The sequence below is a fragment of the Klebsiella sp. RHBSTW-00215 genome (assembly GCF_014103785.1).
Lineage (GTDB): Bacteria > Pseudomonadota > Gammaproteobacteria > Enterobacterales > Enterobacteriaceae > Klebsiella.
In genome coordinates this window covers 2,079,779-2,106,632 of sequence record NZ_JABXQS010000001.1, presented here as the reverse complement: position 1 = coordinate 2,106,632, position 26,854 = coordinate 2,079,779, and the positions used below count along the sequence as shown (strand labels likewise).

Annotated in this window: 28 protein-coding genes; 15 read left to right on the top strand and 13 right to left on the bottom strand. The window is 52.4% G+C overall.

Annotated features, from left to right (window positions below):
* Positions 1-16 precede the first annotated feature (16 nt).
* From HV127_RS10085 to HV127_RS10075, 3 genes are all read right to left on the bottom strand, one after another.
* Complete coding sequence (locus HV127_RS10085; protein WP_182235765.1) at positions 17-589, bottom strand: fimbrial protein; 573 nt, start codon at positions 587-589, stop codon at positions 17-19.
* 126 nt (positions 590-715) lie between these two features.
* Positions 716-1,297 (bottom strand): hypothetical protein, encoded by a 582-nt coding sequence (locus HV127_RS10080; RefSeq protein WP_182235763.1) that lies wholly within the window; start codon positions 1,295-1,297, stop codon positions 716-718.
* 1,335 nt (positions 1,298-2,632) lie between these two features.
* A complete protein-coding gene (locus HV127_RS10075; protein ID WP_110274431.1) occupies positions 2,633-2,839 on the bottom strand; it encodes a DUF1107 domain-containing protein in 207 nt (68 codons plus the stop codon).
* Between the two features lie 322 nt (positions 2,840-3,161).
* Here HV127_RS10075 and HV127_RS10070 point away from each other — a divergent pair, with 322 nt between their 5' ends.
* The gene (locus HV127_RS10070; protein ID WP_139540969.1) at positions 3,162-3,719 is read left to right on the top strand and encodes a YtfJ family protein; all 558 of its coding nucleotides are present in this window, start codon (positions 3,162-3,164) and stop codon (positions 3,717-3,719) included.
* On the opposite strand, the gene cysQ is transcribed toward HV127_RS10070, so the two are convergent.
* Positions 3,709-4,452 carry a 3'(2'),5'-bisphosphate nucleotidase CysQ gene (gene cysQ, locus HV127_RS10065; RefSeq protein ID WP_139540968.1) on the bottom strand — a complete coding sequence of 248 codons (744 nt, stop codon included), beginning with the start codon at positions 4,450-4,452 and terminating at the stop codon, positions 3,709-3,711. The genes HV127_RS10070 and cysQ overlap by 11 nt on opposite strands.
* Positions 4,453-4,643: 191 nt before the next feature.
* On the opposite strand from cysQ, the gene HV127_RS10060 reads away from it, so the two are divergent.
* Complete coding sequence (locus HV127_RS10060; protein ID WP_182235762.1) at positions 4,644-6,587, top strand: bifunctional 2',3'-cyclic-nucleotide 2'-phosphodiesterase/3'-nucleotidase; 1,944 nt, start codon at positions 4,644-4,646, stop codon at positions 6,585-6,587.
* Positions 6,588-6,615: 28 nt separating this feature from the next.
* On the opposite strand, the gene HV127_RS10055 is transcribed toward HV127_RS10060, so the two are convergent.
* On the bottom strand, positions 6,616-6,993 hold the full coding sequence (locus tag HV127_RS10055; RefSeq protein ID WP_112216241.1) for a helix-turn-helix domain-containing protein: 378 nt from the start codon (positions 6,991-6,993) through the stop codon (positions 6,616-6,618).
* Positions 6,994-7,083: 90 nt separating this feature from the next.
* Between HV127_RS10055 and HV127_RS10050 the strand changes: the two genes are divergently transcribed.
* The 4 genes from HV127_RS10050 to ytfE all read left to right on the top strand — a co-directional run bounded on the left by HV127_RS10050 (position 7,084) and on the right by ytfE (position 10,629).
* The gene (locus tag HV127_RS10050; RefSeq protein ID WP_182235760.1) at positions 7,084-7,932 is read left to right on the top strand and encodes an SDR family oxidoreductase; all 849 of its coding nucleotides are present in this window, start codon (positions 7,084-7,086) and stop codon (positions 7,930-7,932) included.
* 80 nt (positions 7,933-8,012) lie between these two features.
* Positions 8,013-8,837, top strand: coding sequence for an AraC family transcriptional regulator (locus HV127_RS10045; protein ID WP_182235751.1), 825 nt, complete (start codon positions 8,013-8,015; stop codon positions 8,835-8,837).
* 75 nt (positions 8,838-8,912) lie between these two features.
* The gene (locus HV127_RS10040; RefSeq protein WP_182240613.1) at positions 8,913-9,896 is read left to right on the top strand and encodes a DMT family transporter; all 984 of its coding nucleotides are present in this window, start codon (positions 8,913-8,915) and stop codon (positions 9,894-9,896) included.
* 70 nt (positions 9,897-9,966) lie between these two features.
* Positions 9,967-10,629: an iron-sulfur cluster repair protein YtfE gene (gene ytfE / locus HV127_RS10035; protein WP_181483897.1), complete on the top strand. Its 663-nt coding sequence runs from the start codon at positions 9,967-9,969 to the stop codon at positions 10,627-10,629.
* Between the two features lie 115 nt (positions 10,630-10,744).
* On the opposite strand, the gene cycA is transcribed toward ytfE, so the two are convergent.
* Both cycA and fklB read right to left on the bottom strand, forming a co-directional pair.
* Positions 10,745-12,148 (bottom strand): D-serine/D-alanine/glycine transporter, encoded by a 1,404-nt coding sequence (cycA, locus tag HV127_RS10030; protein WP_182235750.1) that lies wholly within the window; start codon positions 12,146-12,148, stop codon positions 10,745-10,747.
* Positions 12,149-12,454: 306 nt separating this feature from the next.
* Complete coding sequence (gene fklB / locus HV127_RS10025; protein ID WP_182235749.1) at positions 12,455-13,075, bottom strand: FKBP-type peptidyl-prolyl cis-trans isomerase; 621 nt, start codon at positions 13,073-13,075, stop codon at positions 12,455-12,457.
* A 255-nt stretch (positions 13,076-13,330) separates the two neighbouring features.
* Here fklB and HV127_RS10020 point away from each other — a divergent pair, with 255 nt between their 5' ends.
* Positions 13,331-13,993 carry a LysM-like peptidoglycan-binding domain-containing protein gene (locus tag HV127_RS10020; RefSeq protein ID WP_182235748.1) on the top strand — a complete coding sequence of 221 codons (663 nt, stop codon included), beginning with the start codon at positions 13,331-13,333 and terminating at the stop codon, positions 13,991-13,993.
* On the opposite strand, the gene HV127_RS10015 is transcribed toward HV127_RS10020, so the two are convergent.
* Positions 13,977-14,627, bottom strand: a complete 651-nt coding sequence (locus tag HV127_RS10015; RefSeq protein ID WP_181486507.1) for a TetR/AcrR family transcriptional regulator — start codon at positions 14,625-14,627, stop codon at positions 13,977-13,979. The two genes, HV127_RS10020 and HV127_RS10015, sit on opposite strands and share 17 nt — an antisense overlap.
* A gap of 209 nt (positions 14,628-14,836) precedes the next feature.
* Here HV127_RS10015 and HV127_RS10010 point away from each other — a divergent pair, with 209 nt between their 5' ends.
* The 6 genes from HV127_RS10010 (at position 14,837) to HV127_RS09985 (ending at position 22,309) form a co-directional block, all read left to right on the top strand.
* Complete coding sequence (locus tag HV127_RS10010; RefSeq protein WP_182235747.1) at positions 14,837-15,628, top strand: 3-ketoacyl-ACP reductase; 792 nt, start codon at positions 14,837-14,839, stop codon at positions 15,626-15,628.
* A 9-nt stretch (positions 15,629-15,637) separates the two neighbouring features.
* On the top strand, positions 15,638-16,483 hold the full coding sequence (locus tag HV127_RS10005; protein WP_182235746.1) for a sugar phosphate isomerase/epimerase family protein: 846 nt from the start codon (positions 15,638-15,640) through the stop codon (positions 16,481-16,483).
* Between the two features lie 9 nt (positions 16,484-16,492).
* Positions 16,493-17,269, top strand: coding sequence for an enoyl-CoA hydratase/isomerase family protein (locus HV127_RS10000; RefSeq protein ID WP_182235745.1), 777 nt, complete (start codon positions 16,493-16,495; stop codon positions 17,267-17,269).
* Positions 17,270-17,279: 10 nt separating this feature from the next.
* Positions 17,280-18,821, top strand: a complete 1,542-nt coding sequence (locus HV127_RS09995) for a CoA-transferase (protein ID WP_182240611.1) — start codon at positions 17,280-17,282, stop codon at positions 18,819-18,821.
* Complete coding sequence (locus tag HV127_RS09990) at positions 18,818-20,902, top strand: FAD-binding protein (RefSeq protein ID WP_182235744.1); 2,085 nt, start codon at positions 18,818-18,820, stop codon at positions 20,900-20,902. Before HV127_RS09995 ends, HV127_RS09990 begins: the two co-directional genes overlap by 4 nt.
* 126 nt (positions 20,903-21,028) lie before the next feature.
* Positions 21,029-22,309: an MFS transporter gene (locus HV127_RS09985; RefSeq protein WP_182235743.1), complete on the top strand. Its 1,281-nt coding sequence runs from the start codon at positions 21,029-21,031 to the stop codon at positions 22,307-22,309.
* A 53-nt stretch (positions 22,310-22,362) separates the two neighbouring features.
* Here the strand turns inward: HV127_RS09985 and HV127_RS09980 are convergent, their stop codons facing one another.
* The 5 genes from HV127_RS09980 to rpsF form a co-directional block, all read right to left on the bottom strand.
* Entirely contained in the window at positions 22,363-23,295 is a 933-nt protein-coding gene (locus HV127_RS09980; protein WP_182235742.1) for a DMT family transporter, read from the bottom strand.
* Between the two features lie 146 nt (positions 23,296-23,441).
* A complete protein-coding gene (rplI, locus tag HV127_RS09975; protein WP_110274450.1) occupies positions 23,442-23,891 on the bottom strand; it encodes a 50S ribosomal protein L9 in 450 nt (149 codons plus the stop codon).
* Positions 23,892-23,930: 39 nt separating this feature from the next.
* A complete protein-coding gene (gene rpsR, locus HV127_RS09970) occupies positions 23,931-24,158 on the bottom strand; it encodes a 30S ribosomal protein S18 (protein WP_002210155.1) in 228 nt (75 codons plus the stop codon).
* Between the two features lie 4 nt (positions 24,159-24,162).
* Positions 24,163-24,477 (bottom strand): primosomal replication protein N, encoded by a 315-nt coding sequence (gene priB / locus HV127_RS09965; RefSeq protein WP_086530325.1) that lies wholly within the window; start codon positions 24,475-24,477, stop codon positions 24,163-24,165.
* A gap of 5 nt (positions 24,478-24,482) precedes the next feature.
* On the bottom strand, positions 24,483-24,878 hold the full coding sequence (gene rpsF, locus HV127_RS09960) for a 30S ribosomal protein S6 (protein WP_004098001.1): 396 nt from the start codon (positions 24,876-24,878) through the stop codon (positions 24,483-24,485).
* A gap of 340 nt (positions 24,879-25,218) precedes the next feature.
* Here rpsF and HV127_RS09955 point away from each other — a divergent pair, with 340 nt between their 5' ends.
* Together HV127_RS09955 and HV127_RS09950 are read left to right on the top strand one after the other, a co-directional pair.
* Positions 25,219-25,494, top strand: a complete 276-nt coding sequence (locus HV127_RS09955) for a DUF1471 domain-containing protein (RefSeq protein ID WP_182235741.1) — start codon at positions 25,219-25,221, stop codon at positions 25,492-25,494.
* 138 nt (positions 25,495-25,632) lie between these two features.
* Complete coding sequence (locus HV127_RS09950) at positions 25,633-26,826, top strand: MFS transporter (RefSeq protein ID WP_182235740.1); 1,194 nt, start codon at positions 25,633-25,635, stop codon at positions 26,824-26,826.
* The last annotated feature ends 28 nt before the right edge of the window (positions 26,827-26,854 follow it).

Here is a 26,854-nt window from a genome sequence, read left to right as displayed (position 1 = left end):
CAGAAATTACTGAGGCTTACTTATACATCAGGTTGTAAACAACGGAGCTGCTTACGGTACCGGCAGTCGTCGCGCTTTCAGCATAATACTGAACAGCGTACGGCAGCAGTGCGCTACCTGCAGTGGCGCCCGCAGAAGTGTCAATTGCGACATAAGCCGTGTTGTTAACCTGGTCGGTATTACCCACGTTAATCACTGCATAGCTGTTAGATGCGTCCAACAGTTGCAGGCTAGCGCCGGTTGCGTTACCCGTCATATTCTTCAGACGACCAGTGCTCAGATCAACAGAGTTACCAGGCTGGAAGAAGGTGGCAACGGTAGAGTGACCAGCTGTACCAATAGAACATTTAGACAGGCTCATATTGAAAGCAGTACGCCCAGTCACATCACCAGTAGCAGCCAGTTCGTTAATACCAACGGTCGGCAGGGTAACGGTAGCATCAGCACCCTGACCTTCGATGTCGACTTCACAAGTTGTATCAGTCAGTTCGCCGTTAAAAGTAATAGTCCCGGTAGACGCCGCCTGAGCAGAGACCGCAGCTAAACCCAGTACCGCTGCAATAGAGAGAGTCATAATTGATTTTTGCATATTAATATTTCCTTATTAATAATAAAATTTTACCATCATTGGTAATTCATGATTTCAGGCGCACCCCCAGCATCATGCGAACTGGCACTGCTCATATTTAATACCCGGCGGTATCAACATGTTTATTCAATGGCTTATCAGAACACTCTTCTGCTTCTGATAATTATTCCGGCATAAAATCTGATAAAGATATCTGACGCCCTGAGAGTTCATTGGCCAAAAACCACAAAGCTTCATCGCCTCAATTTTAAAACGATATACAGAGGCTAATGACGTATCCAGACTGGATGCCACGCTGTGGTTATCCTTTCCGTCAATTTGCGCACAAATGACCGTTTCTTGATTTGCAGTAAGCGTACGGTAATTCCCTGAAATCGAAAATCGAATCAGACCAGAAACAATATTCTCCATGGTTTCTCTTTTAGAGAGATAACCAAACTCCCATGACTTATGAGAAGTACTGTGGGTAAGATCAAATATCGGGATAATCAACCCATTACAATTCCTGAGTTTCCACACAATGTTCTTGAATGACCAGCAACAGTCAACATCAATAAGGATGACTGAACCGTTCACATCTTCAGGAAACTTCCCTTGAATAATATCCGATGGATTAAAAGACATTACTGCTTTCTTTAGATTTTTTAACGTTTCCCCCAATCCATAGGAAAAATACCCATCGTTAGAAATAATATAATAATTAACCATATAGCCGCCTGTTCCGTCAGGGTAGCAAAGTCATAGTCAAATTATGATGCTTTCAGTTCCGTCTACATCATACCCACAAGAAACATCTTATCTGGTGCTTATTTTGGCAAAATATTTTTTTATGAAAAAGCTTTTTTGCCACGAATAAACAAATAAAAAATTAAATCAAAAACCACTAGCACTTATCAAAATAAAAATACAACAATTAACAAAATCAAAGATAAATAAACCATAAAGATACATCAAAAGCAGATGTTAATTCCAAATATTCACAACCAAACGACCAATCAAACTTTTGGATTAAGATAAAAATAAATAATCACGATCCAGGCAGATAACAGCACCAATTGAATAACAACAAACCAACACTAAAGGAACAAATGTTAAACGGCACTAATAATCCTATCTAATATTTATAATCATCATCCAAACCTGAAAATCACATTAGTTACTGAAAAGTTAACCCATAACAATAATCCTAAGAATATAAATTAGTTCTACTCAGATATTTCTTGTCTTATCTCATCAATGTGAACTTAAGAGTTGAGCAAACGCTTAAAAGTCCTCAAATCCCGAAAACCATATGCGCTCTGCCCTACCACCACCCTTCACTCTAGAGGGAAGGAAACATTAACTTTCATAGCTAAACTCAGATGAGATGACACTTCATTAAGTAATAGCGGTGATGAACATGATCTGGTATCCATTTTTTTAATCGAGCTTCATCTCAAGGGTAACGGAGGCTCGATCCGTTTACTGAATCTCGTAGAGATACGATAATACGGCACTGGTGAGGAAACTGTTTATTTACACATAAGAATTCTATCTCTTACTTAGCAATTAAGATGAACGAAAGCACTTGCTTTATGGTTCATTTTTCGTGGCAGAGACCTTAACGGAATCCCCATAATAAAATTTATGTTATTGTGCCAATTAATCAGAAACAATTCACCACATTAATTAACGACTTATGTATGCAAATGATTTTAAATTGAAATTAAGATTTTACCCATCAAAATAAAGAATAAATTAATAATTATTAACAAATTAAAAATAGAAAAACAAAAAAATACCCCAACACATTGAAATAAAATAATTTTATATTTAAAAACCCTGAAATGAAGAAAATTTAAACATTTAATTTTAGGTGTAAGGTTACTGCCAGATACAGTGCGGCTACCAATTGCAAACGCTGCGAAAGTTTACTTGATGAGGTTTTTACCCGCGCTTTGGATAATACATCGCCAATGCTATACGCAGATGAAGGGGGCCAGAAACATCAACGGCTCCCGTTGGGAGCCGCCTTTTTACCGTGTTGCCATACCACTATTCAGGTTAAGCCATCTCTGTTTGCAGACGGATAACCTGACGATTGACTTCGGACATCACTGACAAATGCAGCTTGTCCCTAACCTTCGGGATAAGGATTTTGCCCTTATCGAACTCAAAAGCGCCAACGTCCTTGATATACAAACGTCCACGGAACAGGATTTTCACGTACTTCGCTACTTGTAGCGGGTTGTAGCGTTGGAAAATTTTCATTGTTGTCTCCTGCCAGGGTTACGCTCTTGTGGTGCCACAGTTAGCCCACGTACCGGGAGCGCAAATTTTAATGCCCTGAAACTATAGTCCAGAATCTGAGTGATACCCAGTATGTATAAGTTTATTTACTCTTTGATGACATTAATTCAGAGTTTTCGTTTCAGGCATCCGATGAAGGTAGTATAAGTCGCCGATTTTGGACGAATTTGTGCGTTAACCCGCAAACTGGCACCATCATTGCGGGTAATGCTCATAGATCGCACTTATGATTAAAGAAGACCAAGTGGTCGGATCACCTGCAAAAATAATAAAAGGAAACACCATGACCCTACGTAGATTACTGGCCGCTTCATGTCTCCTCTTCCCACTGGTGGCGTCGGCACATAACTTTGTCGACGGTCAGCGCGTCGCGCCGGTCGGCGTGGCGGACCGGGGAGAATTAGTGCTGGATAATGATAAGTTTAGCTATAAAAACTGGAATAGCTCGCTGCTGGCAGGAAAAGTGCGCGTCGTGCAGCATATTGCCGGACGCTCATCGGCAAAAGAGAAAAACGCAACGCTGATTGAGGCGATTAAAAGCGCGAAGTTGCCGCATGATCGCTATCAAACCACCACCATCGTCAATACCGACGATGCTATCCCCGGCTCGAGTATATTTGTCCGCAGTAGTATTGAGAGCAATAAGCAGCTCTATCCGTGGTCGCAGTTTATTGTCGATAGCAATGGCGTGGTACGCAAAGCGTGGCAGCTTAATGAAGAGAGTTCCGCAATCGTGGTGTTGGATAAAGACGGTCGCGTGCAGTGGGCCAAAGATGGTGCGCTCACTCAGGATGAAGTGCAGCAGGTAGTCGCCCTGCTGCACAAACTACTCAGTAAATAGAGACCCGGAAGCCGGGGTTGAGGAACGATTCACGCGGTGTGTAATCAAGGGTGCGCCCCTGCCAGTCGTGAACGTGCGCCCCGGCAGCGCTGGCTACGGCGTGACCAGCAGCAGTGTCCCAGGTACAGGTCGGCCCGAAACGCGGATAAAGCTGGGCCTGACCTTCAGCCACCAGGCAGAACTTGAGCGAGGAACCGATTGAGGTGGTCTGGTGTTCACCAAGCTGCTCCAGATACTCCTGCAGCTCCGGGTCATTGCCGTGGGAGCGGCTAATCACCACCAGCGGCGGGCGCGCATCACGAACCTGAATCTGCTTATGGACGCCGCACTCTTCTTTCCATGCTTTCCCCTTTTCCGCGCTGTACATCACCTTCATTACCGGGGCATAAACCACACCAAGCGTCGGTTTCCCGTTTTCAATCAAGGCGATATTGACGGTGAATTCACCGTTACGTTTGATAAATTCTTTGGTACCGTCCAGCGGATCTACCAGCCAGTAGCGCTGCCAGTGTTGGCGGATTTCCCATGCAGGCGGATCCTCTTCCGACAGAACCGGGATATCAGGAGTCAGGGACTGCAGGCCGCTAATAATCACTTTATGCGCCGCAATATCCGCCGCCGTAACCGGAGAATCGTCCTTCTTGCTGGCAACGTCCATCGGCTGTTTTCCATCGTAAACGTCCATGATGGCATCACCTGCGATCCGTGCAAGCTGACATACTTGTTCTAACATTCTCCACCTCTTCTGGTTACAGTGGCGTTAACTCGTTGTTTTATTTATATCGCATCATGGTGAGTTCCGCTATCTGTGATAACGCTGGCGGTTTCATTCAGCGCTTTTATGGCATGATTCACATTTCTGTAAGCAACAGAATGTAAATACATTTTCTTCTGTGTCATTGCTCATAAAAAAGGACGCCACTGATGATTAAGTTTAGCGCAACGCTGCTGGCCACGCTGATCGCCGCCAGCGTAAATGCGGCGACGGTCGATTTACGAATTATGGAAACCACCGATCTGCATAGCAACATGATGGACTTTGACTATTACAAAGATACCGCGACGGAAAAATTTGGTCTCGTACGCACCGCATCTTTGATTGAAAAAGCGCGTCAGGAAGCCAAAAACAGCGTGCTGGTCGATAATGGCGACGTCATTCAGGGCAGCCCGTTGGGCGACTATATGGCGGCGAAAGGATTAAAAGATGGCGATGTTCATCCGGTCTATAAAGCGATGAATACCCTGGACTATGTCGTGGGAAACCTTGGCAATCACGAATTTAACTACGGCCTCGATTTCCTGCACAAAGCGCTGGCTGGCGCAAAATTTCCCTACGTTAACGCCAACATCATCGATACCAAAACCGAAAAACCGATGTTTACGCCTTATCTGATTCAGGATACTCAGGTTCAGGATAGCGACGGAAAAATGCAAACGCTGCGTATTGGCTACATCGGCTTCGTACCGCCGCAGATTATGACCTGGGATAAAGCCAACCTTAGCGGCAAAGTGACCGTCAACGACATTACCGAAACCGCGCGCAAGTTTGTCCCACAAATGCGTAAGGAAGGCGCGGATGTGGTAGTGGTGATCGCCCACTCCGGCCTCTCTGCCGACCCGTATCAGGCCATGGCGGAAAACTCGGTTTACTATTTAAGCCAGGTTCCCGGCGTGGATGCCATTATGTTCGGTCACGCGCATGCTGTCTTCCCGAGCAAAGACTTTGCCAGCATTAAAGGCGCCGATATTGCCAAAGGTACGCTGAACGGCGTTCCGGCGGTCATGCCTGGCATGTGGGGCGACCACCTTGGCGTGGTCGATCTGGTACTGAATAACGACAGCGGCAAATGGCAGGTTACCAGCGCGAAAGCCGAAGCGCGTCCAATCTATGATTCTGTGACGAAAAAGTCCCTGGCGGCGGAAGACAGCAACATGGTGGCGGTACTTAAAGCCGACCATGACGCTACTCGCGAGTTTGTCGGCAAACCGATTGGTAAATCCTCGGACAATATGTATAGCTACCTGGCGCTGGTACAGGACGACCCGACCGTGCAAGTGGTGAACATGGCGCAAAAAGCCTATGTTGAGCACTATATTCAGGGCGACCCGGATCTGGCGAAGCTGCCGGTGCTCTCCGCCGCCGCTCCGTTTAAAGTGGGCGGACGTAAAAACGACCCGGCCAGCTTTGTTGAAGTGGAAAAAGGCCAGCTCACCTTCCGCAATGCCGCCGACCTTTACCTGTATCCCAACACTCTGGTGGTGATGAAGGCCAGCGGTAAAGAGGTCAAAGAGTGGCTGGAGTGCTCCGCCGGGCAGTTCAATCAGATTGACCCCACCAGCAGCAAGCCGCAGTCTTTGATTAACTGGGACGGCTTTCGCACCTATAACTTTGATGTTATTGACGGGGTAAACTACCAGATTGATATCACCCAACCGGCGCGCTACGACGGCGAATGTAACAACGTTAATCCGCAGGCCGAGCGCATTAAAAATCTGACCTTCAACGGCAAGCCGATTGACCTGAATGCTACCTTCCTCGTCGCGACCAATAACTACCGCGCCTACGGCGGCAAATTCCAGGGCACCGGAGAGGATCATATTGCTTTTGCATCACCGGATGAGAACCGCTCGGTGCTGGCGGCGTGGATTGGCGCGGAGTCAAAGAAAAACGGCGAGATCCATCCGGCGGCGGATAACAACTGGCGCCTGGCCCCCATCAACAGCAAAACACCGCTGGATATTCGCTTTGAGACTTCACCGGGCGACAAAGCCGCCGCGTTTATTAAAGAGAAAGCACAGTATCCGATGCACCAGGTGGCTACCGACGAGATTGGTTTCGCCATTTATCAGCTGGATTTGAGTAAGTAATGACCTGTTAGCCGGGAGCTCTCCCGGCTCACGCCACCTGCTCGTGGTTCGCCAGAACTGCGGGCAGATTCAGTTCTATCCAGTCTGCCAGTTCCGCCACCTTCTCACTCACCTGCTCACCGAGCGGAGTCAGGCTATATTCAACATGCGGCGGTACAACGGGATACGACACGCGATCGATAAACCCATCCAGCTCCAGCGCCTGCAGCGACTGGGCCAACATCTTTTCGCTTACGCCGCCGATCTTGCGGCGCAGATCGCTAAACCGATGGGTGCCATCACGCAGGGCCACCAGAATCAGTACGCCCCAGCGGCTGGTCACATGCTTGAGCACTTCGCGTGAAGGGCACTGTTCGGCAAACAGGTTGCCGTTGCGTAGCTGCTCGCTCAGCGTCAGATTCGCCATATTCATACTTACCTTTTTGTACGTACTTACTAAAAGTTAGTTAAGGTGTTAGCTTACCACAACTACTCATGAACACGAAGGAGAAGGCCCATGATCGCAATTACTGGTGCTACCGGCCAGCTTGGCCAGCACGTCCTGGAAAATCTGTTAAACACCGTCCCTGCTGGCCAAATTGTGGCTATCGTGCGTAACCCGGCCAAAGCCGAATCTCTGAGCCAACGAGGCGTAGTGGTTCGTCAGGGCGACTACAGCGATGAAGCCGCTCTGGCCGCCGCCCTGCAGGGTGTCGATAAACTGCTGCTGATCTCATCGAGCGAAGTGGGCCAGCGCGCCGTCCAGCACCGCAACGTGATTAATGCCGCTAAGGCCGCTGGGGTGAAATTTATCGCGTATACCAGCCTGCTGCACGCCGATACATCCCCGCTGGGGCTGGCGGATGAACATATCGCCACCGAAAAAATGCTCGCTGACTCCGGCATTGCGTATGCCCTGCTGCGCAACGGCTGGTACACCGAAAACTACCTCGCCAGCGCGCCGCCGTCGATTGAGCATGGCGTGTTTATCGGCGCCGCCGGTAACGGCAAAATCGCCTCCGCCACCCGCGCTGATTACGCCGCCGCTGCGGCTCGCGTGATCGCCGAAGAGGGTCATGCCGGGAAAGTGTATGAACTGGCGGGTGACGACGCCTGGACGCTGAGCGAACTTGCCGCAGAGCTGGGCAAACAAAGCGGTAAAAACGTGGTATATCAAAACCTCAGCGAAGCCGACTTCGCCGCTGCGCTGAAAGGCGTCGGCCTGCCTGCTGGTCTGGCTGATATGCTGGCCGACTCTGATGTTGGCGCATCAAAAGGCGGCCTGTTTGACGACAGCCGCACCCTGAGCGCGTTGATTGGCCGCCCGACCACTACGCTGGCTGAGAGCGTCAAAGGCATTCTGTAACTGTTACATACTGGTTAATTTTTGTAGCATCCCGGCGGGCCATCCTCAATAATGAAAGGATGTTCGTCGGGAGTAATTACATGCAAGGCGTACCAGAACAGTTCAATGATGAAAAAGACAGCGCGCGCTTTCGCCACCTGGCGCAGGTGCCCGGCGTCGAACTGTACCATGCCCATATCTCCCGCTACGCCTTTGAACCACACACCCATGAAGCCTTTGGTATTGGCGCGATTGAACTCGGCGCCGAGCGTTTTCGCTATCGCGGCAGCCAGCACGTGGCGTCGGTCAACTCCATCGTCACCATGAACCCCGATGAACTGCATACCGGCGAGGCGGAAACCGCCGATGGCTGGCGCTATCGAATGATATATCTCGATCCGGATATGCTGGAAGAGGTGACCGGTGTGCGCCACTGGTGGTTCAGGGAAGTGGTACGTCAGGACCCGCTGCGCTCCCGGCAAATTGGCAATTTGATCTACGGCCTGTGGCACACCGACGATCCGCTGGCGCAGCAGGGTCTGCTGCTGGATTTAATCGACACCTTCCGTCCGTTCGCCCACCACGCCGCTATATTGCCCGAGGCTGCTCACCGCTTTGAGCGTGTACGCGAATATCTGCACGACAACTATATGCGTACAGTTACCCTGGATGAGCTGGCGCAGGTGGCGGCGCTCAGCCCGTATCATTTCCAGCGCCAGTTTAAGGCCCACTTCCACGTTACGCCGCACCAGATGCTGATGGCTATCCGCCTGTGGCGCGCCAAAGCTTTTCTCACCCACGGCATGCCCGCCGCCGATGTCGCCCTCGCCGCCGGATTGGCCGACCAGTCGCATCTGACCCGCGCTTTCACCCGCCGCTATGGCATTACGCCAGTGCGTTATCAAAAACAGGTTCTCCCGCGCTAAAGCGCAATCTCATACAATATTCTCGCATTCACCCTACCTATACTTTCGCCAACAGAAATAGCGATGGAAGACTTGATGATTAGCGGTGTGCTGTATGCCCTGCTGGCAGGGTTGATGTGGGGATTGATATTCGTCGGTCCATTATTGGTACCGGAATATCCGGCGGTATTGCAGTCGATGGGGCGCTACCTGGCGCTGGGGCTAATTGCCCTGCCGCTGGCCTGGCTTGGTCGCGCCCGGCTGCGTCAGCTCTCCGGCAAAGACTGGTGGACGGCGCTGGGGCTGACCATGATGGGCAACTTAATCTATTACATCTGCCTGGCCAGCGCCATTCAACGTACTGGCGCGCCGGTCTCAACGATGATTATCGGTACCCTGCCGGTGGTGTTGCCGGTCTTTGCCAACCTGCTCTATAGCCAGCGTGACGGTAAGCTACCGTGGCGACGTCTGTTCCCGGCGCTGATTTGCATTGCCGTCGGCCTGGCGTGCGTCAATATCGCCGAACTGCGTCAGGGTCTGCCTGATTTCAGCCCCTGGCGCTACGGCTCCGGCGTTGGTCTGGCCTGCATTTCTGTAGTCTGTTGGGCCTGGTATGCCCTGCGCAATGCGCGCTGGCTGCGGGAAAACCCCGATAAACCGCCGATGATGTGGGCCACGGCGCAGGCGCTGGTGACGCTGCCGGTTTCGCTGGCCGGATACCTTGCCGCCTGCTGGTGGCTGCACGGACAGCAGGTTAGCTTTCCGCTGCCCTTTGGCCCGCGCCCAACGGTGTTTATCACGTTGATGCTGGCGATCGCCGTGTTCTGTTCATGGGTCGGCGCGTGGTGCTGGAACGTAGCCAGCCAGCGCCTGCCGACGGTGATCCTTGGGCCGCTGATTGTCTTCGAAACCCTCGCCGGTCTGCTGTATACCTTTATTTTGCGCCAGAGTCTGCCGCCGTTTCTGACGTTCAGCGGCATTCTGCTACTGGTGCTCGGCGTGGTGTCCGCAGTGCGTGCTCGTCCGGAAAAGCCTGTATTACAAGAACTGGTCAGCGAGAAAAATAGCCTGGTACCCTAAAGGGGTATTCCCTTGCCAATAAGATGCATTTAAAATACATCTTATATTTTTTATAACGAGGTAACTGCATATGGCTTTCCGTGACCAACCTTTAGGTGAGCTGGCGCTGACAATTCCGCGCGCCTCCGCGCTGTTCCGTAAATACGATATGGACTACTGCTGCGGCGGCAAACAGACGCTGGATCGCGCGGCATCCCGCAAAGAGCTGGACGTCGCGGTGATTGAGGCCGAGTTGGCGAAACTGGCGGAGCAGCCGGTCGAGCGCGACTGGCGAGTGGTGCCGTATGCGGAAATCATCGATCATATTATCGTTCGCTACCACGACAGGCACCGCGAGCAGTTGCCGGAGCTGATTTTACAGGCCACTAAAGTGGAACGCGTTCACGCCGACAAACCTAACGTTCCTAAAGGATTGACCAAATATCTGACCATGCTGCATCAGGAGCTTTCCAGCCATATGATGAAGGAAGAGCAGATTTTGTTCCCGATGATCAAACAGGGTATGGGCACTCAGGCTGGCGGCCCCATCAGCGTGATGGAAAGTGAGCATGATGATGCTGGCGAGCTGCTGGAAGTGATTAAACACATCACCAATAACGTGACACCGCCACCGGAAGCCTGCACCACCTGGAAAGCGATGTACAACGGCATCAACGAACTCATTGATGACCTAATGGAGCACATCAGCCTGGAAAATAACGTGCTGTTCCCGCGTGCCCTCGCAGGAAAGTAAATAAAAAGGCGCCCGTAGGCGCCCTCGACATTGTCAGTCTTATTGGCCACTCCGGGTGGCCTTTTTTATGACGGGCCGTTGCAAGCAACGTTAAAAATCTCTCCTGAAGATTTTTTTATTTCGCCAGACGTTTCTTACCAGCAAACAGCCAGCCAGCCCCCAGCAGAATAAACCACAGCGGGGTCACGATCAGCGCTTCGCGCGTATCGGCTTCCAGCGTCAGCAGCACCAACACAAAGACGAAGAACGCCATGCATACCCAGCACATCAGCTTGCCCAGCGGCATCTTATATTTAGACTGCTCATGCAGTTGCGGACGCTTTTTGCGATACACCAGATATGAGCACAGGATAATCGTCCAGACGAACATGAACAGAATCGCTGAAACCGTGGTGATCATGGTGAAAGCAGCAATCACGCTCGGGTTGACCATCAGCATCACCACGCCGCCAAGCAGGCACATGCAGGAGAAGGTCAGGCCTTTCGCCGGGACAGCACGCTTAGACAGTTTGGCGAACATTTTCGGTGCCTGTTCATCCTGCGCCAGACCAAACAGCATACGGCTGGTCGAGAATACACCGCTGTTGGCGGAAGAAGCCGCCGAGGTCAGCACCACGAAGTTAATCAGGCTGGCTGCCGCTGGCAGACCGACCAGCACAAACAGCTCAACGAACGGGCTCTTCGACGGTACTACTGAGCTCCACGGCGTCACCGACATAATCACAATCAGCGCGAAAACGTAGAACATAATGATACGCAGCGGGATGGAATTAATTGCGCGCGGCAGGGATTTCTCCGGATCTTTGGTTTCCGCTGCCGTGGTGCCCACCAGCTCGATACCGACAAAAGCGAAGACTGCTATCTGGAAGCCGGCAAAGAATCCGCTAATACCTTTCGGGAACCAGCCTCCGTCATTCCATAGATGAGCGAAAGAGGCTTCGACGCCGGTCGGTGACTGGAAGTGCATCAGCACCATCACCAGCCCAACCACGATCAGCGCCACAATGGCGACGATTTTGATCATCGCGAACCAGAACTCCATCTCACCGAACATCTTCACGGTGGCGAGGTTAAGGCTCAGCAGCAGCAGAATAACCGCCAGCGACGCAACCCAATCGGAAAGCCCCGGGAACCAGAACTGAGCGTAGGCGGTGATCGCCACCACGTCCGCCATGCCGGTGACCACCCAACAGAACCAGTAGGTCCAGCCGGTAAAATAGCCTGCCCACGGCCCCAGCAGGTCGGCGGCAAAGTCGCTAAACGATTTATATTCGAGATTCGACAGCAGTAATTCACCCATGGCGCGCATGACGAAAAACAGCATGAAGCCGATTATCATATAAACAAAAATAATTGATGGCCCGGCGAGGCTAATAGTTTTGCCGGAGCCCATAAACAGCCCGGTGCCTATCGCACCACCGATAGCAATAAGCTGAATATGCCGGTTAGTGAGATTTCGCCGCAGCGATTGTTCAGTCGGAGCCTGCTCGTCGGCAGCGACTTTGACCTGATCTACCATGTGATTTTTTCCTGTTGTACCTGTCTGTGTTGTTCGGGCTCTATTGGCCCTTAATTCGTCTTAACCCTGGAACGAGGGGTTTATCGATATTAGGTAAGAATCGGAGGGATGAATACTATGATTTAGAGATAATGTTAATTTTATGTTTAAAGTGAGTGTTATATCACTCCAGTTGCGCGAAAGAGCTCACAAAAATACACCCATAAAGCAGATATGCAATACAAAGCTCTAATAAATTCCTAACTTAAGGGTTTTACACTATTTAAAGCGCCCCCTCCCCCGAACGGGAGAGGAAGCCCCTGCTATTTAGATAATATCCAGCAGTTCAACTTCAAAAATCAGGGTGCTGAACGGAGGAATGGATGCTCCCGCGCCGCGCTCACCGTAGGCCAGATTGTGCGGAATGGTCAGTTCCCATTTGGAGCCCACCGGCATCAGGGTCAGCGCTTCAATCCAGCCGCCGATAACGCCGGTTACCGGGAACTCAGCCGGCTCGCCGCGCGCGACGGAGCTATCAAAGACGGTACCGTCAATCAGTTTACCGGTGTAATGAACGCGAACGTGGTCAGTACGGGCCGGGATCGGGCCTTCACCCTGGGTCAGAACGCGGAACTGCAGGCCGGATTCGGTGCTGTTCACGCCTTCGCGTTCGCGGTTTTCATCCAGGTATTTCTCGCCATCCGCGGCCATTTCCTGGAAACGCTCGCGACGCACGGCATCAGCGCGTTCGTGGATTTCACGCAGCGCGCGATGAACGGCTTCCACCGGCACCTGCGGCTGTTTACCTTCCAATGCATCAGCGATACCGGCGACCAGCGCTTCCGGTAGCAGCCCCTGCAGGCCAGATTCGCTCAGCTGTTGTCCAACCTGCAAGCCGATACCGTAACTTGCCTGTGCTTCAGTCGTGTCAAAAGTCGGGGTTGCCATCTTTGTTCCTTTATTGGGTGAGAATTTCATACTCTACGGCTTCGCGGCAGAAGCGGAAAAAGCCGGTGGGAAGCATAGCAGCCACAGCACGACGGGTAAAACTTTGTCGCCTGGATGATGACAAATCTAAGGGAAACAGAAACAATAGAGAAGTAAGGTTAACCTCACGAAACATATCTTTGTCTCGTCCTTCAGGAAGTTAGCCATCTATACTCTAGAGAGCAGGATAAAAATATGCGGAGCAGGAGGAAAGCCATGCCCGGGCGCTTTGAACTGACATCTACCCTGGCGAAGATCTGGCACGCCCCGGATCGTATTCGCATCATGGATCCATTACCACCCATGCATCGCCGGGGCATCATTGCCGGTGCCCTGCTGGTGATTATCGGTATTCTGCTCCCGTCTGAAGATAACAGCAGCCCGGCGCAGGCTAGCCGTGAAGCAAATCTCGACCTGCAATCTCAGTCGCAGCCGCAATCTTCAGGCAATCAGGCCGTCCCGCTGCCGCCTATCACCAACACGCCGCCGGTCAACGACGCCGACCAGATGGCACCGGTCGCGCCGGAGCCCATTCAGGATGAACAACCGGACCAGGCACCACAGCAGACTGCATCTCAACCGTACCAGGAGCCACAATCAACCCCCGGTATAGAGCAGCAGTGGCGGACCTATCGCATTGAATCAGGTAAAACTCTCGCGCAGCTATTCCGCGACCACAACCTGCCGCCAACCGATGTTTACGCCATGGCGCAGGTGGAAGGCCCGGGTAAACCGCTCAGTACACTGCAAACCGGGCAGACAGTGCAGATTCGCCAGAACGCCAGCGGCGTGGTGACCGGGCTGACTATCGATACCGGCGGCGGCCAGCAGGTGTTGTTTACCCGCCAGTCGAACGGCAGCTTTATTCGCGTCCGCTAAGAGAACCAGGCGTCACAAGAAGCCAGCTCAGAATGGTTTCTTTGATGACCCGACGCCTGACTTCCAGAGCCTGCGGCGAGACCATACTGATGTGGTAAACCAGCCCTAAAGTATGCTGGTTAATTAAGTAATACCCCCCAAGGGCGGCAATACTAATATTGACCTGCAGCGGGTCGATATCGGCTTTGAAGATATTTTGTCGCTTCCCTTCGTCAAGCAGCGAAGCCATTAGTTGCAGGTGCGAGTGGTTAATTTCCGGCAGACGCGTTGATTTTGCATAATGAACACCTTTGCTCTGGTTTTCACTATGAACGATTTTGAGAAACCAGGGATTGTCGATGTAATAATCCCACGTAAAATCGATAATCTTCTCGATGGCTTTATTAGGGGAAAGCCCTGATACATCAAGATTTTTCTCTTTCTGGCGAATATCGTTCCAGATATATTCCAGGACTTCGATAAATAAATTTTCTTTATTACCGAAGTGGTGGTAAACGGTTTGTTTACTGCACTCTGCCGCTTTAACAATATTATCAACCCTGGCGCCTTCATAACCATATTCGGCAAATTCATTGACTGCGCTTAAAAGCAGTTTTTCTTTCAGGCTTTGTGCATTGCTGGTATCAAGATACATTCCGGTTCCCCATTCGCCCCACGCGGTACTTATCATAACGTTATTTTGCACCAGCTCCAGTAAAAAGCATAAAAACAATACAATTCAGTATGTTATTAAGAACCCAGTGATCGAACTCACAAACCAACCAACTAGATGGTTGATCTTTTAATGTTCCGAAGGCATTTTGATACCACCAGGGGATGCCCTTCTTCATTGTGAGGTTACAAATGACATCGAATAAATCCGTCGCCATCATCACCGGAGCCGCTCGCGGTATTGGCAAAGGCTGCGCGCTTGAGCTGGCTCGTGCCGGATTCAATCTTTTAATCAACGATCGTCCGGATGCTGAAAGCATTGAAAAGCTGAAAGCCACCCAGCAGGAATGCATCGCCGAAGGCGCAGAGGTTATCTGCTTCCCGGCAGATATTGCCGACCTGTCGCTGCACGAAGAGATGCTCGACGCCGCGCAAAATCAATGGGGTCGGCTGGATTGCCTGTTGAACAACGCCGGGATCTCGGTCAAAAAGCGCGGCGATATTCTCGACATGCAGCCGGACAGCTTTGACGAAAATATTGCCGTCAACACCCGCGCCCCCTTCTTCCTCGCGCAGTCGTTCAGCAAGCGCCTGCTGGCGCAGCCGAAGCCGGAAAACGAACTCCCGCATCGCTCGATTATTTTCGTCAGCTCAATCAACGCCATCATGCTGGCAATGAATCGCGGCGAATACACGATGGCCAAAACCGCCGTCTCTGCCGCCGCTCGCCTGTTCGCAGCCCGCCTGTGCAACGAGCAAATTGGCGTTTATGAAGTCCGTCCCGGGCTGATTAAAACCGAAATGACCGTTCCCGCCACCGCCTACTACGACGATCTGATCGCCAAAGGGCTGGTGCCGTGGGGCCGCTGGGGCTTCCCGGCAGATATCGCTTCAACCGTCCGTGCCATGGCGGAAGGCAAGCTGATCTACACCTGTGGGCAGGCTGTTGCGATTGATGGCGGCCTGAGCATGCCGCGTTTCTGAGGTCGAAGAATGAGAGATTTGTTGCAACGCCCCGACCTGTTTAGCATCAATACCGCGACGCTCGGCTACAAAATGCCGCTGCCCGCCATCATTGATGCCTGCGCCGAGCGCGGTATTGGCGCGATTGCGCCGTGGCGAAGAGAGCTTGCGGGCGAAAATTTAGCAAACATCGCCCAGCAGCTGAAGGCGAACAATATGGCGGTGTCCGGATACTGCCGCAGCACGTACTACACCGCGCCGACGCTGTCAGAACGTAAGATCGCCATTGATGACAACCGCCGTGCTCTGGACGATGCCGCAACCCTGAATGCCGCCTGCTATATGCAGGTGGTGGGCGGACTACCGCAGGGGAGCAAAGATTTATACGAGGCGCGGGAGCAGGTGAAGTACGGCATTCGCCAGTTATTGCCGCATTCAAGGGAAGTCGGCGTGCCTATCGCCCTGGAGCCGCTGCACCCGATGACCGCCGCCGACCGCTCCTGCCTGTGCACCCTGCGCCAGGCGCTGGACTGGTGCGATGAACTCGATCCCGACGGCGAATACGGGCTGGGCGTGGCGGTGGATGTTTACCACGTCTGGTGGGATCCGGATCTCGCAAATCAGATCCTGCGAGCGGGAAAACGCATTCTGGCCTTTCACGTCTCAGACTGGCTGGTGCCAACCACCGATCTGGTCAATGACCGGGGTATGCCGGGCGATGGTGTGATTAATATCCCGTCGATTCGTCGGCTGGTGGAAAACGCCGGTTTTAACGGCGCGGTGGAATTAGAAATTTTCTCACCACACAACTGGTGGCAAAAGGATATCAACAGCACGCTGGATATTAGCGTCGACCGCATCGCGCATTATTGCTAAGGATGAATCATGAATGAACAACCCGTTCTGTTTAGCAGAGCGGCGGCTTCCTGTCGCCTGACGCTGAACCGTGAAGATAAATGTCACGCTATTAATGAAGAGATGATCGAATTACTCGATCGCTATTTAAACGAAATTGAAAATGACACCTCGCTGCGCCTGGTGGAATTAACCGCCACCGGGGATAAATTTTTCTGCGCAGGCGGTGATATTAAATCCTGGTCCGCTTATTCACCGCTGGATATGGGCCGAAAATGGATTAAGCGCGGCAACGAGGTTTTTTCCCGCCTGCGCAATTTACCGCAGCTTACCGTGGCGAATATTAACGGTCACACCATCGGCGGCGGCATCGAACTGGCGCTGAGTTGCGATGTTCGCATTGCCCGACCGACGGCAAAATTCTCTACCCCGGAAGTGATGCTCGGCATGGTCCCCGGCTGGCTGGGCATCGAGCGGGTGCTGAATCAGGTCGGTCCGGTGGTGGGCCGCCAGATGCTGATGCTGGGTCAACGTCTTAATGCCCAGGAGGCGCAATCCGCAGGGCTGATTAATGAAGTCGTGGAAAAAGAGGCAGCGGAGAGCTGGCTTGCGAATCAGCTTAGTGCAGTAGAGAAATGCGGCCCGGTCGCCCTGGCGCATATTAAGCAGCTCATTCTGGCACTGGAAAATAAACATGCCGACTACTCGCACCAACTACTGGCTGGATTAATGTCCGCCACCCAGGACTGCCAGCAGGCGACGCAGGCTTTTGCCAATAAAAGCCAGGTGAGTTTCCAGAATCAATAAGGAAAGGATGATGAATAAAGTCACTACCGCAGACGCTGTCGCCGCGCAGATTAAAGACGGTGCCACCATTGCCATTAGCGGCAACGGCGGCGGCATGGTCGAAGCTGACTATATACTGGCAGCGATTGAAAAACGCTTTCTGGAAACCGGGCACCCGCGCAACCTGACGCTTATCCATTCGCTGGGCATTGGCGATCGCGACCACAAAGGCACCAACCGCTTCGCCCACGCCGGGATGCTCAAGCGGATTATCGCCGGGCATTTCACCTGGTCGCCCAAAATGCAGGCGCTGGTGAAAAACGAAGAGATTGAAGCTTACTGCTTTCCCGGCGGCGTGATTCAGGCGCTACTGCGGGAAATCGGCGCTGGTCGGCCGGGACTTATCACCCACGTTGGGCTGGGATCGTTTGTCGATCCGCGCCATGGTGGCGGAAAGTCCAACGCCTGCACCACTGACGATCTGGTCGAACTGATTGAGATCGATGGCGAAACGAAACTACGCTACCGCCCGTTTAAGGTGGATTACGCCATTGTACGCGGCACCTACGCCGATCCGCGCGGCAACGTCAGTCTTGAAGAGGAAGCGATCAATATGGATAGCTACTCGATGGCGCTGGCAGCGCACAATAGCAGCGGCAAGGTGTTCGCTCAGGTACGCGACGTGCTGGAGTCGGGCGCAATTGCCCCGCGTAGCGTCACTCTGCCGGGGATTCTGGTCGATGGTATCGTGGAGTATCGCGAACAGCCGCAGACCTACCTCGGCGGCTACGATCTGACGATCAGCGGCCAGCATCGCCGCCTTTGTTCCAGTGATGCAATAGAGCTGGTCAGCCATCCGGTTCGTCGCCTGATTGCCCGCCGCGCCGCCCGCGAGCTGGTGGCTGGTGCATCCACCAACTTCGGCTTTGGGATTCCCGGCGGCATTCCCGGCATCGCCCTGCGCGAAGGTGTGCCTTATCAGAGCTTGTGGCTCAGCGTGGAGCAAGGCGTGCATAACGGCATGATGCTGGACGACGCATTTTTTGGCTGCGCGCGCAACGCCGATGCCATTATTCCTTCGCTGGACCAGTTTGAGTTTTACAGCGGTGGCGGGATCGATATCACTTTCCTCGGCATGGGTGAGATGGACCAGCAGGGCAACGTCAACGTGTCGCATCTCAACGGCAATCTGATTGGCCCCGGCGGCTTTCTGGAAATCGCGCAGAACGCCCGCAAGGTGGTGTTCTGCGGCACCTTTGACGCCAAAGGCAGCAAGGTTAACGTCACGCCAGACGGCCTGCAAATCGAGCAACCAGGGCAGATCCCGAAGCTGGTTACCGCGGTGGAAAAGATCACTTTCAGCGCCAGCTACGCCCGCCAGAGCGGACAGGAAGTGCTGTATATCACGGAACGCGCGGTGTTTCAGTTAACGGAGGCGGGCGTTGAGTTAATCGAGGTAGCCCCTGGCGTCGATATTGAGCGCGACATTCTGCCGTATATGGCTTTCCGCCCATTGATCAACCAGCCGCGCCTGATGGACAGCGCGCTGTTTAGCGCGATGGAGGAAGCATGAGCCAGATTAATGATGCCATCCTTGACGCCCTGACGCATGTCTCTTTTCCTAAGGGATTCACTCAGGCAGAACCGAATTCCGTTCTGACGCTTGATAACGTCAACTACCCGGTATGGAAAGCCGATGCGCTGGTGGTCGGTAGCGGCGCTGCGGGGCTACGCGCTGCCGTTGAGCTGAAACGCCGCCAGCAAAACGTGCTGTTGGCAACCGCCGGATTATATATGGGAACCTCCGCCTGTTCCGGTTCGGATAAGCAGACGTTGTTCACCGCCGCCACCGCAGGCAATGGTGATAATTTTCTTAAACTGGCCGACGCGCTGGCCAGCGGCGGCGCCATGGATCACGACACCGCTTATGTGGAAGCGGTAGGTTCGCTGCACACGCTGGGCGGGTTGCAATTCCTTGGGCTGGAGCTGCCGGAAGACCGTTATGGCGCGATTCTGCGCTATCAAACCGACCACGACGAAGCCGGGCGCGCCACCTCCTGCGGCCCAAGAACTTCGCGTCTGATGGTGAAGGTTCTGCTGGAAGAAGTCCAGCGTCTCAATATCCCGCTACTGAGCAGCGCGACCATTATCAAGCTGCTGCGCCAGCGCGATGACTCAGGTAGCGAACGCGTTGTCGGGGCGATTATGGCGACCGGCTCCCGCGCCCATAATCCGTGGGGACTGGCGCTGGTCGTCGCACCTAACGTGGTGCTGGCCACCGGCGGCCCTGGAGAGTTGTATCGCGACAGCGTCTACCCCCATAAGTGCTTCGGTTCACTGGGGCTGGCGCTGGAGGAGGGAATGACGCTGGCCAACCTGACGGAAAGCCAGTTTGGTATCGGTACGCCGCGCAGCCTCTTTCCGTGGAATTTATCCGGCACCTACGTGCAGGTGATCCCCTATATCTATTCGGTTGATAGCGACGGCAACGAGCATAATTTCCTCGCCGACTACTACCGCACCACCCAGGAGCTGGCGTCCAATATCTTCCGTAAAGGGTATCAATGGCCGTTCCATGCGGCCAGGGTGATGGACTTTGGCTCCAGCCTGTTAGATATGACGGTGGCGCATGAGCAGCAGTTGGACCGCAAAGTCTATATGGACTTTAACCGCAATCCTGAAGCGGTGCCGGGCGATCTCCCCTTCTCGCTGGAACGGCTTGACGACGACGTGCGGACTTATCTGGAGAACAACGACGCGCTGGCGGCGCTGCCGATTGAACGCTTGCGACAAATGAACCCGCTATCGATCGCCCTGTATAAAATGCACGGTCACGACCTGGCGCAAGAGCCATTGCAGTTCGCCATGAACAACCAGCATATGAATGGTGGTATTGAGGTCGACATCTGGGGGCAAACGTCCCTGCCCGGCTGCTTTGCAGTAGGTGAAGTCGCCGGAACCCATGGCGTCACCCGCCCCGGCGGCGCGGCGCTCAACGCCGGACAGGTCTTTGCCGTGCGGCTGGCACGTTATATTGCGCAAGCGGGCAGGCATGATCATCCGGACGATCTGCACGCGCTGGCTGCAACGGCGATGGCGACGGTCAGAGAGGTCATCGGCCAGGCGCTGGAGAATCAATCCGGAATGTCGTTACTGATGGTCAAAAAGCAAATTCAGGCGCGGATGTCCGATTCAGCCGGTTTTATTTGCCGTGCTGAAGATATTGGCCATGCCAGCCGCGATGCGCAGCTCCTGCTGGAGTTTGTCCGGCAGCATGGGCTGACCATCAACCACCCGGCTGAAATTGCAGAACTGTTTATGTGGCGGCAGCTAACGGTGACGTCGGCAGCGGTTCTCACCGCATTGGACCATTATGTCACGGCTGGCGGGGGAAGCCGGGGCGCAAGAATGATTCTGGATGCCAACGGAGAATGCCTGCCAGTCGCTCGCCAGGGCGCGGTAGAAGCCTGGCGCTTCCGCCCCGAAAAGAGCCATGATAAAGAGTGTAAAATCACGATCAAATATCATCAAAACAAATGGATTATTGCTGACAAAAAACTAAGGAGCCTTTGCGATATTAAGAATAATTATTTTGAAAAAAACTGGCCAGACTTTCTTTGCGGTAAAATCTATTTAAGCGAAAGTTCAAAGTAGATATTTAACACACCACCGCGCCCTACGGCCAATACATAAAAACAGCTCTGTGACATGCCTGACTTTCCCTGGTGAGTGAATCAACACCAGGGAATCAAAATATATATCTATTATAAAGGTCTGCCCATGAAGAAAATTAAAAATTATAGATGGCATATGATTGCACTCGTATGCTTTATTACCGTGATAAATTATTTAGACCGTACGGCATTAGGCATTGCCGCTCCCACAATAATGGAAACAACAGAGATTACCAAAGAGCAATATTCCTGGGTTGTCAGCGCTTTCCAACTCGCTTATACGCTTGGCCAACCCATTATGGGATTCTTTATTGATACCGTAGGATTAAAAATTAGTTTTGCCATCTGCGCCGCTATCTGGGGTCTGGCAACGATGGGACATGCTCTGACCGGGACATGGCAAGGTCTGGCATTTATGCGTAGCATCATGGGATTTAGCGAAGCCTCGGCAATTCCCGCAGGCGTCAAAACGGCTTCCACATGGTTTCCGGCAAAAGAACGCGGTATTGCCACTGGCGTCTTCAACATGGGGACATCTCTGGGGGCAATGCTCGCACCGCCGCTTATCGCCTGGTGCATCATGTTCCACAGCTGGCAATTTGCCTTTATTGTCTCAGGAGCCATGGCTTTATTTGCCGCCATCTTCTGGTTCATTTTCTATAAAGATCCAAAAGACGCCAAAGGATTATCTCAGGAAGAACGCGACTATATTGAATCCGGGCAAGAAAAACATCTTAGCTCGGAAAAAAAGGAGAGAGCTTCAGTTATCTCAATTCTTAAGCAACGTAATTTCTGGGGAATTGGCATTGCGCGTTTCCTGGCAGACCCGGCGTGGGGGACCATTAATTTCTGGGTACCGATATTCTTCGTTGAAACCCTGCATTTCAGCTTAAAAGAGATAGCGATGTTCGTCTGGCTGCCATTTCTTTTAGGTGATTTGGGTTGTCTGGCAAGCGGTTTTGTAGCGAAATTCTTTAATGACAGAGGTATCAGCCTGATCAACTCTCGTCGTATTACATTCACTATCGCCGCCATCATTATGATGACAATTGGGTTAGTCAGTATTGTTGACAACCCCTACATCGCGGTGGTTCTCATCAGTATTGGTGCCTTTTCTCACCAGTTGCTGTCCACGGTGGCGGCAACATTGGGCGCAGATTTATTTAAAAAAGACGAGGTCGCTACCGTTGTGGGAATGGCCGGCGCATGCGCATGGTCAGGACAATTGCTGTTTAACCTGTTCATCGGCGCTTTCGTCAGCATCATTGGCTTCGCCCCTTTCTTCGTTGCTCTGGCGTTCTTTGATATTATCGGCGCAATCGCGCTATGGGTATTAATTAAAGAACCAACGGTAACAACTGAAGAGATGCAGTTGGCGACCAACTAACGCTTCTTAATGAGGGCCAGGCACTATAACCTTGTTTATAGTGCCTGTTTATCTTACCGTGCCTGGCTTTTACTCGCCTTATTCACCCACCAGATCCCGGTACACACCAGAACCAACGCAACAACGTATTTCCAGTCCCAAATATTTTCGCCAAGGAAAATAGCCGACAGGACCGTGCCGGAAACGGGGATCAGAAAGTTAAACGGCGCGATCATGCCCACGCGATTATGCTTGAGTAAGATGCTCCATAGCGCAAAAGCGACTGAAGAGAGGAGCGTCAGATAGCCCAGAATCAACACGGATGCAGTGCCATGTACGGCGAGCGTTCCTCCGCTCAAATAGCCGCCAACTAGCAGGGCAATACCACCAAAAGACAACTGCCAGCCGGTCATCACCGTTGGGTCTACTGTCTGCGAAATGCGTTTACCGTAGAGCGTCGCCGCCGACAGAACAAAAGCCGCCAGCACCACAAAGCCATCACCCAGCCAGATAAAACTAAAGTCGCTTAGCGAGTGGTTAAAGTTCACCAGCAACACGCCAGTAAAACCAAGAATACAGCCGAGCGTTTTGTTATAGCTTAGCTTGTCATTTTGGTAGATAAAATGCGCCAGCAGGACGCTGAAGAAGGTCCCAGTGGCGTTCATAATCGACCCTTTGACGCCGGTGGTAAACGCTAATCCAATATAGAAAAAAATATACTGGATGGAGGTTTGCGTCAGCCCCAGCACCACCAGCTGTCCATACTGGCGGCCCTTCAGGCGACTGATAGGTTTATGCTGTAGCAGGGCGAAGAGCAGCAAGAGCATGCCGGCAAATAAAAAACGGTAGCCAGCAAAAACTATCTTTGACGCGATATCATCAGTGGCGATCTGAAACAGTTCATAACCGCTCTTGATCGCAGGGTAAGCGCTTCCCCACAACAAGCAGCAGAGGGTTGCACAGGCATAAGCTACATTCTTACGGGAAAAAATTGAGGGTGCATCCATTCACTTCACCAGAAATAAAATAGTGTTTTATTTTATTATCCAGAAAGTTGCTAAGAATAGCTACCATACAGGGAAAAGATTGGGCAAAGGTAGAAAAGCAAAACGCCGGCACAAGGCCGGCGTCTCGACGCGAGTTGAGTAAAAAATTACTCAGCTACAACGTTAACAACCAGTTTAGCGAAGACTTCGCTGTGAACCTGGAAGTCCACTTCGTGCTCACCGGTGGTGCGCAGAACGCCGTTCGGCAGGCGAACTTCGCTCTTAGCTACGGCAACGCCAGCTGCAGTTACAGCATCAGCGATGTCGCGGGTACCGATGGAACCGAACAGTTTACCTTCGTCGCCAGATTTAGACGCGATGGTAACGGTGCCCAGTGCGTTGATTGCTTCAGCACGTGCGTTAGCAGCGTTCAGAACGTCAGCCAGTTTGGCTTCCAGTTCAGCACGGCGTGCTTCGAAGAATTCAACGTTTTTCTTGGTAGCAGGAACAGCTTTACCCTGTGGTACCAGGAAGTTACGAGCATAGCCCGCTTTGACGTTAACCTGATCACCCAGGCTACCCAGGTTTGCTACTTTATCAAGCAGAATAACTTGCATTACCTTATCCTCTTAAAGTCGTTAATAGACAGCGGCCGATTACTGATGACGATCGGTATACGGCAGCAGGGACAAGTAGCGAGCGCGCTTGATGCAGCGAGCCAGCTGGCGCTGGTATTTTGCACGAGTACCGGTGATACGGCTCGGGACAATTTTACCGCTTTCGGTAATGTAGTTTTTCAACGTTGCGATGTCTTTGTAATCGATCTCAACAACGCCTTCCGCGGTGAAACGGCAGAACTTGCGACGACGGAAATAACGTGCCATATGGCTAGTCTCCAGAATCTATCAATTCAATCTGCTCGGCATGCAGAACCATTTTGCTCAAGCCGTTCTTTGCCTTGTGGCAAGAAATGAACCCTCGAACGATTACTGCGCTACCGACCGTTATACTGTGAGTAATGGCCTGGTTTTGGTGTCCGCTAATAATAACGGGCATTTGGCACCATGCCTGCCGGTGAAAACCGGCTTCCTCCTGCACTGAACGATGCTCAAGCACGAACTGGCAGTGTGGAATTCCTGACGGGCTGACCTTACGAAGTGGAGTCCTGCAGATTATGCCGGACAGTTCCAGACGATTGGTCATCAGGATTACTCTTCAGAATCCCCAGCTTCGGAATCATCTGCGGTTTCGTTTGCGAAATCTTCGCGACGCTCACGGCGCTCGTCTTTCGCTTTAACCATCGGAGATGCTTCGGTAACTGCGTGCTTAGTACGCATTACCATGCTGCGGATAACGGCGTCGTTGAAGCGGAAGTTAGTTTCCAGCTCATCGATCGCTTCCTGCGGGGCTTCAACGTTCAGCAGAACGTAGTGAGCTTTGTGCAGTTTGTTGATCGGATAAGCCAGCTGACGGCGGCCCCAGTCTTCCAGACGGTGGATCGTACCTTCTGCTGCAGTAATTGCACCAGTGTAACGTTCGATCATACCCGGAACCTGTTCGCTCTGGTCAGGATGGACCATAAAAACGATTTCGTAATGACGCATCGAATTGCTCCTTACGGATTATTCAGCCTCCTGTCTGGGTCAGCCGCGGCCCATGGAGGCAAGGAACGTGATTAAAGGGCGGCTGAAAAATTGACGCGTCATAATACGTGCGCAAGCGGTTTAAGACAAGTGAATTGCGTAGATAATTCGCACTAAGCGCAAAGTCACGCTAAACCAGTGATTTAAAATTCATCAATAACGGATGCGACAATTTTTTGAACAACTGCATCAGAAATGGTCGCGATACGCCCGGCAGACAGCAATTACACTTAGATCAGCAGCAATCCATAACCTAAAGGAGCCGGGTTAACGTCAGGACTGTCAGTAAGGAGCGTAGAGTATGAAATATATCCTCATTACCATAATGGCTGCGCTTTTGCTGAGCGCCAACGCGCTGGCAGCCATCAAAATCGATGGGCGTCAGGCACGCAACATGGACGATGTGCAGAGCCTTGGCGTTATCTATATCAACCACAATATGACCACTGAGCAAGAAGCCGATCGGGCGCTTAGCCAGCAGAGCGATGCCGAGGGAGCGAAATATTTTCAGCCGATCCTGCTCCATGAACCGGGAAGCAATGGCCTGATTCATGCCAGTGCAGCTATTTACCACTAACTCCCCGTCTTTTTGACTTCGCCTCCATTGCGGGGCGAAGTCTTAATGCGATTGCGCATTATTTCGTTTCCGGACTTATCAGAGTCACCATAACCTGATTTAATCAGCGTTTAACGGCATGATTATCCGGAGTGATTCATGGTCCCGCGCTTTGCGACGTTAAGTCGTATCCCAAAAGGGGTTTGGGTTCTTGGCGGCGTCAGCCTGCTGATGGATGTTTCATCAGAGATGATCCATAGCCTTCTCCCCCTGTTTATGGCGACTACGCTGGGTGCCAGCGTCATTATTATCGGCATTATCGAAGGCGTCGCAGAAGCCACCGCATTGATGCTAAAAGTCTTTTCCGGGGTAATTAGTGATTATGTGGGCAAGCGCAAGGGGCTGGCGCTGCTTGGCTATGGCCTGGGCGCGTTGAGCAAGCCGCTCTTCGCAATTGCGCCCACTTCCGGGATGGTATTTAGCGCGCGGATGCTCGACCGCATCGGCAAAGGAATACGCGGCGCGCCCAGGGATGCGCTGGTCGCCGACGTCACACCGCCGGAAATCCGTGGTGCCGCCTATGGTTTGCGCCAGGCGCTGGATACCATTGGCGCGTTCCTGGGGCCGCTGCTTGCGGTCGCGCTGATGTTCCTCTGGGATAATGATTTCCAGTCTATTTTCTGGGTCGCGGTCATTCCCGCCGTCCTCTCTATTGTCCTGTTGGGCTTTGGGTTAAAAGAGCCAAAAACGCCGGTCACCCAGAAACGAACTAACCCTTTGCGCCGCGAGAATTTACAAAAACTGTCTGCGGCCTACTGGTGGGTTGTGGCTATTGGCTCCACTTTTACCCTCGCCCGCTTCAGTGAAGCGTTCCTGGTTCTACGCGCCCAGCAGATGGAAATCCCGCTGTTTGCTATCCCGCTGGTGATGGTCGCGATGAACCTGGTTTACAGCCTGACCGCCTATCCATTCGGTAAATTATCGGACCGCGCAAGCCACAGCAAAATGCTGCAATGGGGCTTGCTGGTACTGATTGCTGCCGATATCGTGCTGGCCTTAAGCGGTCACTGGAGCACGCTGTTAGCGGGCGTGGCGCTGTGGGGCATTCATATGGGAATGACTCAAGGGCTGCTGGCTGCGATGGTAGCGCATACGGCACCGGCAGAGTTACGAGGCACAGCGTTCGGAATGTTCAACCTGATGAGCGGCGTGGCCCTGCTGCTGGCAAGCGCCGGGGCGGGCATACTGTGGGAGGTTTTCGGTGCCGCCTCAACGTTTTACGCCGGAGCGATTCTCTGCGTGCTGACGCTAATTGGCATGCGTTGTATGCCGTCGGCTTATCAACAAAACTAAAAAAGGCTCCGGAGCCAGACCGGTTGAT

Excerpts from the sequence above, each read along its gene's own strand:
- HV127_RS10085 (WP_182235765.1), bottom strand. The coding sequence starts at position 589 with ATGCAAAAATCAATTATGACTCTCTCTATTGCAGCGGTACTGGGTTTA.
- HV127_RS10080 (WP_182235763.1), bottom strand. The coding sequence starts at position 1,297 with ATGGTTAATTATTATATTATTTCTAACGATGGGTATTTTTCCTATGGA.
- HV127_RS10075 (WP_110274431.1), bottom strand. The coding sequence starts at position 2,839 with ATGAAAATTTTCCAACGCTACAACCCGCTACAAGTAGCGAAGTACGTG.
- HV127_RS10070 (WP_139540969.1), top strand. The coding sequence starts at position 3,162 with ATGACCCTACGTAGATTACTGGCCGCTTCATGTCTCCTCTTCCCACTG.
- cysQ (WP_139540968.1), bottom strand. The coding sequence starts at position 4,452 with ATGTTAGAACAAGTATGTCAGCTTGCACGGATCGCAGGTGATGCCATC.
- HV127_RS10060 (WP_182235762.1), top strand. The coding sequence starts at position 4,644 with ATGATTAAGTTTAGCGCAACGCTGCTGGCCACGCTGATCGCCGCCAGC.
- HV127_RS10055 (WP_112216241.1), bottom strand. The coding sequence starts at position 6,993 with ATGGCGAATCTGACGCTGAGCGAGCAGCTACGCAACGGCAACCTGTTT.
- HV127_RS10050 (WP_182235760.1), top strand. The coding sequence starts at position 7,084 with ATGATCGCAATTACTGGTGCTACCGGCCAGCTTGGCCAGCACGTCCTG.
- HV127_RS10045 (WP_182235751.1), top strand. The coding sequence starts at position 8,013 with ATGCAAGGCGTACCAGAACAGTTCAATGATGAAAAAGACAGCGCGCGC.
- HV127_RS10040 (WP_182240613.1), top strand. The coding sequence starts at position 8,913 with ATGATTAGCGGTGTGCTGTATGCCCTGCTGGCAGGGTTGATGTGGGGA.
- ytfE (WP_181483897.1), top strand. The coding sequence starts at position 9,967 with ATGGCTTTCCGTGACCAACCTTTAGGTGAGCTGGCGCTGACAATTCCG.
- cycA (WP_182235750.1), bottom strand. The coding sequence starts at position 12,148 with ATGGTAGATCAGGTCAAAGTCGCTGCCGACGAGCAGGCTCCGACTGAA.
- fklB (WP_182235749.1), bottom strand. The coding sequence starts at position 13,075 with ATGGCAACCCCGACTTTTGACACGACTGAAGCACAGGCAAGTTACGGT.
- HV127_RS10020 (WP_182235748.1), top strand. The coding sequence starts at position 13,331 with ATGCCCGGGCGCTTTGAACTGACATCTACCCTGGCGAAGATCTGGCAC.
- HV127_RS10015 (WP_181486507.1), bottom strand. The coding sequence starts at position 14,627 with ATGTATCTTGATACCAGCAATGCACAAAGCCTGAAAGAAAAACTGCTT.
- HV127_RS10010 (WP_182235747.1), top strand. The coding sequence starts at position 14,837 with ATGACATCGAATAAATCCGTCGCCATCATCACCGGAGCCGCTCGCGGT.
- HV127_RS10005 (WP_182235746.1), top strand. The coding sequence starts at position 15,638 with ATGAGAGATTTGTTGCAACGCCCCGACCTGTTTAGCATCAATACCGCG.
- HV127_RS10000 (WP_182235745.1), top strand. The coding sequence starts at position 16,493 with ATGAATGAACAACCCGTTCTGTTTAGCAGAGCGGCGGCTTCCTGTCGC.
- HV127_RS09995 (WP_182240611.1), top strand. The coding sequence starts at position 17,280 with ATGAATAAAGTCACTACCGCAGACGCTGTCGCCGCGCAGATTAAAGAC.
- HV127_RS09990 (WP_182235744.1), top strand. The coding sequence starts at position 18,818 with ATGAGCCAGATTAATGATGCCATCCTTGACGCCCTGACGCATGTCTCT.
- HV127_RS09985 (WP_182235743.1), top strand. The coding sequence starts at position 21,029 with ATGAAGAAAATTAAAAATTATAGATGGCATATGATTGCACTCGTATGC.
- HV127_RS09980 (WP_182235742.1), bottom strand. The coding sequence starts at position 23,295 with ATGGATGCACCCTCAATTTTTTCCCGTAAGAATGTAGCTTATGCCTGT.
- rplI (WP_110274450.1), bottom strand. The coding sequence starts at position 23,891 with ATGCAAGTTATTCTGCTTGATAAAGTAGCAAACCTGGGTAGCCTGGGT.
- rpsR (WP_002210155.1), bottom strand. The coding sequence starts at position 24,158 with ATGGCACGTTATTTCCGTCGTCGCAAGTTCTGCCGTTTCACCGCGGAA.
- priB (WP_086530325.1), bottom strand. The coding sequence starts at position 24,477 with ATGACCAATCGTCTGGAACTGTCCGGCATAATCTGCAGGACTCCACTT.
- rpsF (WP_004098001.1), bottom strand. The coding sequence starts at position 24,878 with ATGCGTCATTACGAAATCGTTTTTATGGTCCATCCTGACCAGAGCGAA.
- HV127_RS09955 (WP_182235741.1), top strand. The coding sequence starts at position 25,219 with ATGAAATATATCCTCATTACCATAATGGCTGCGCTTTTGCTGAGCGCC.
- HV127_RS09950 (WP_182235740.1), top strand. The coding sequence starts at position 25,633 with ATGGTCCCGCGCTTTGCGACGTTAAGTCGTATCCCAAAAGGGGTTTGG.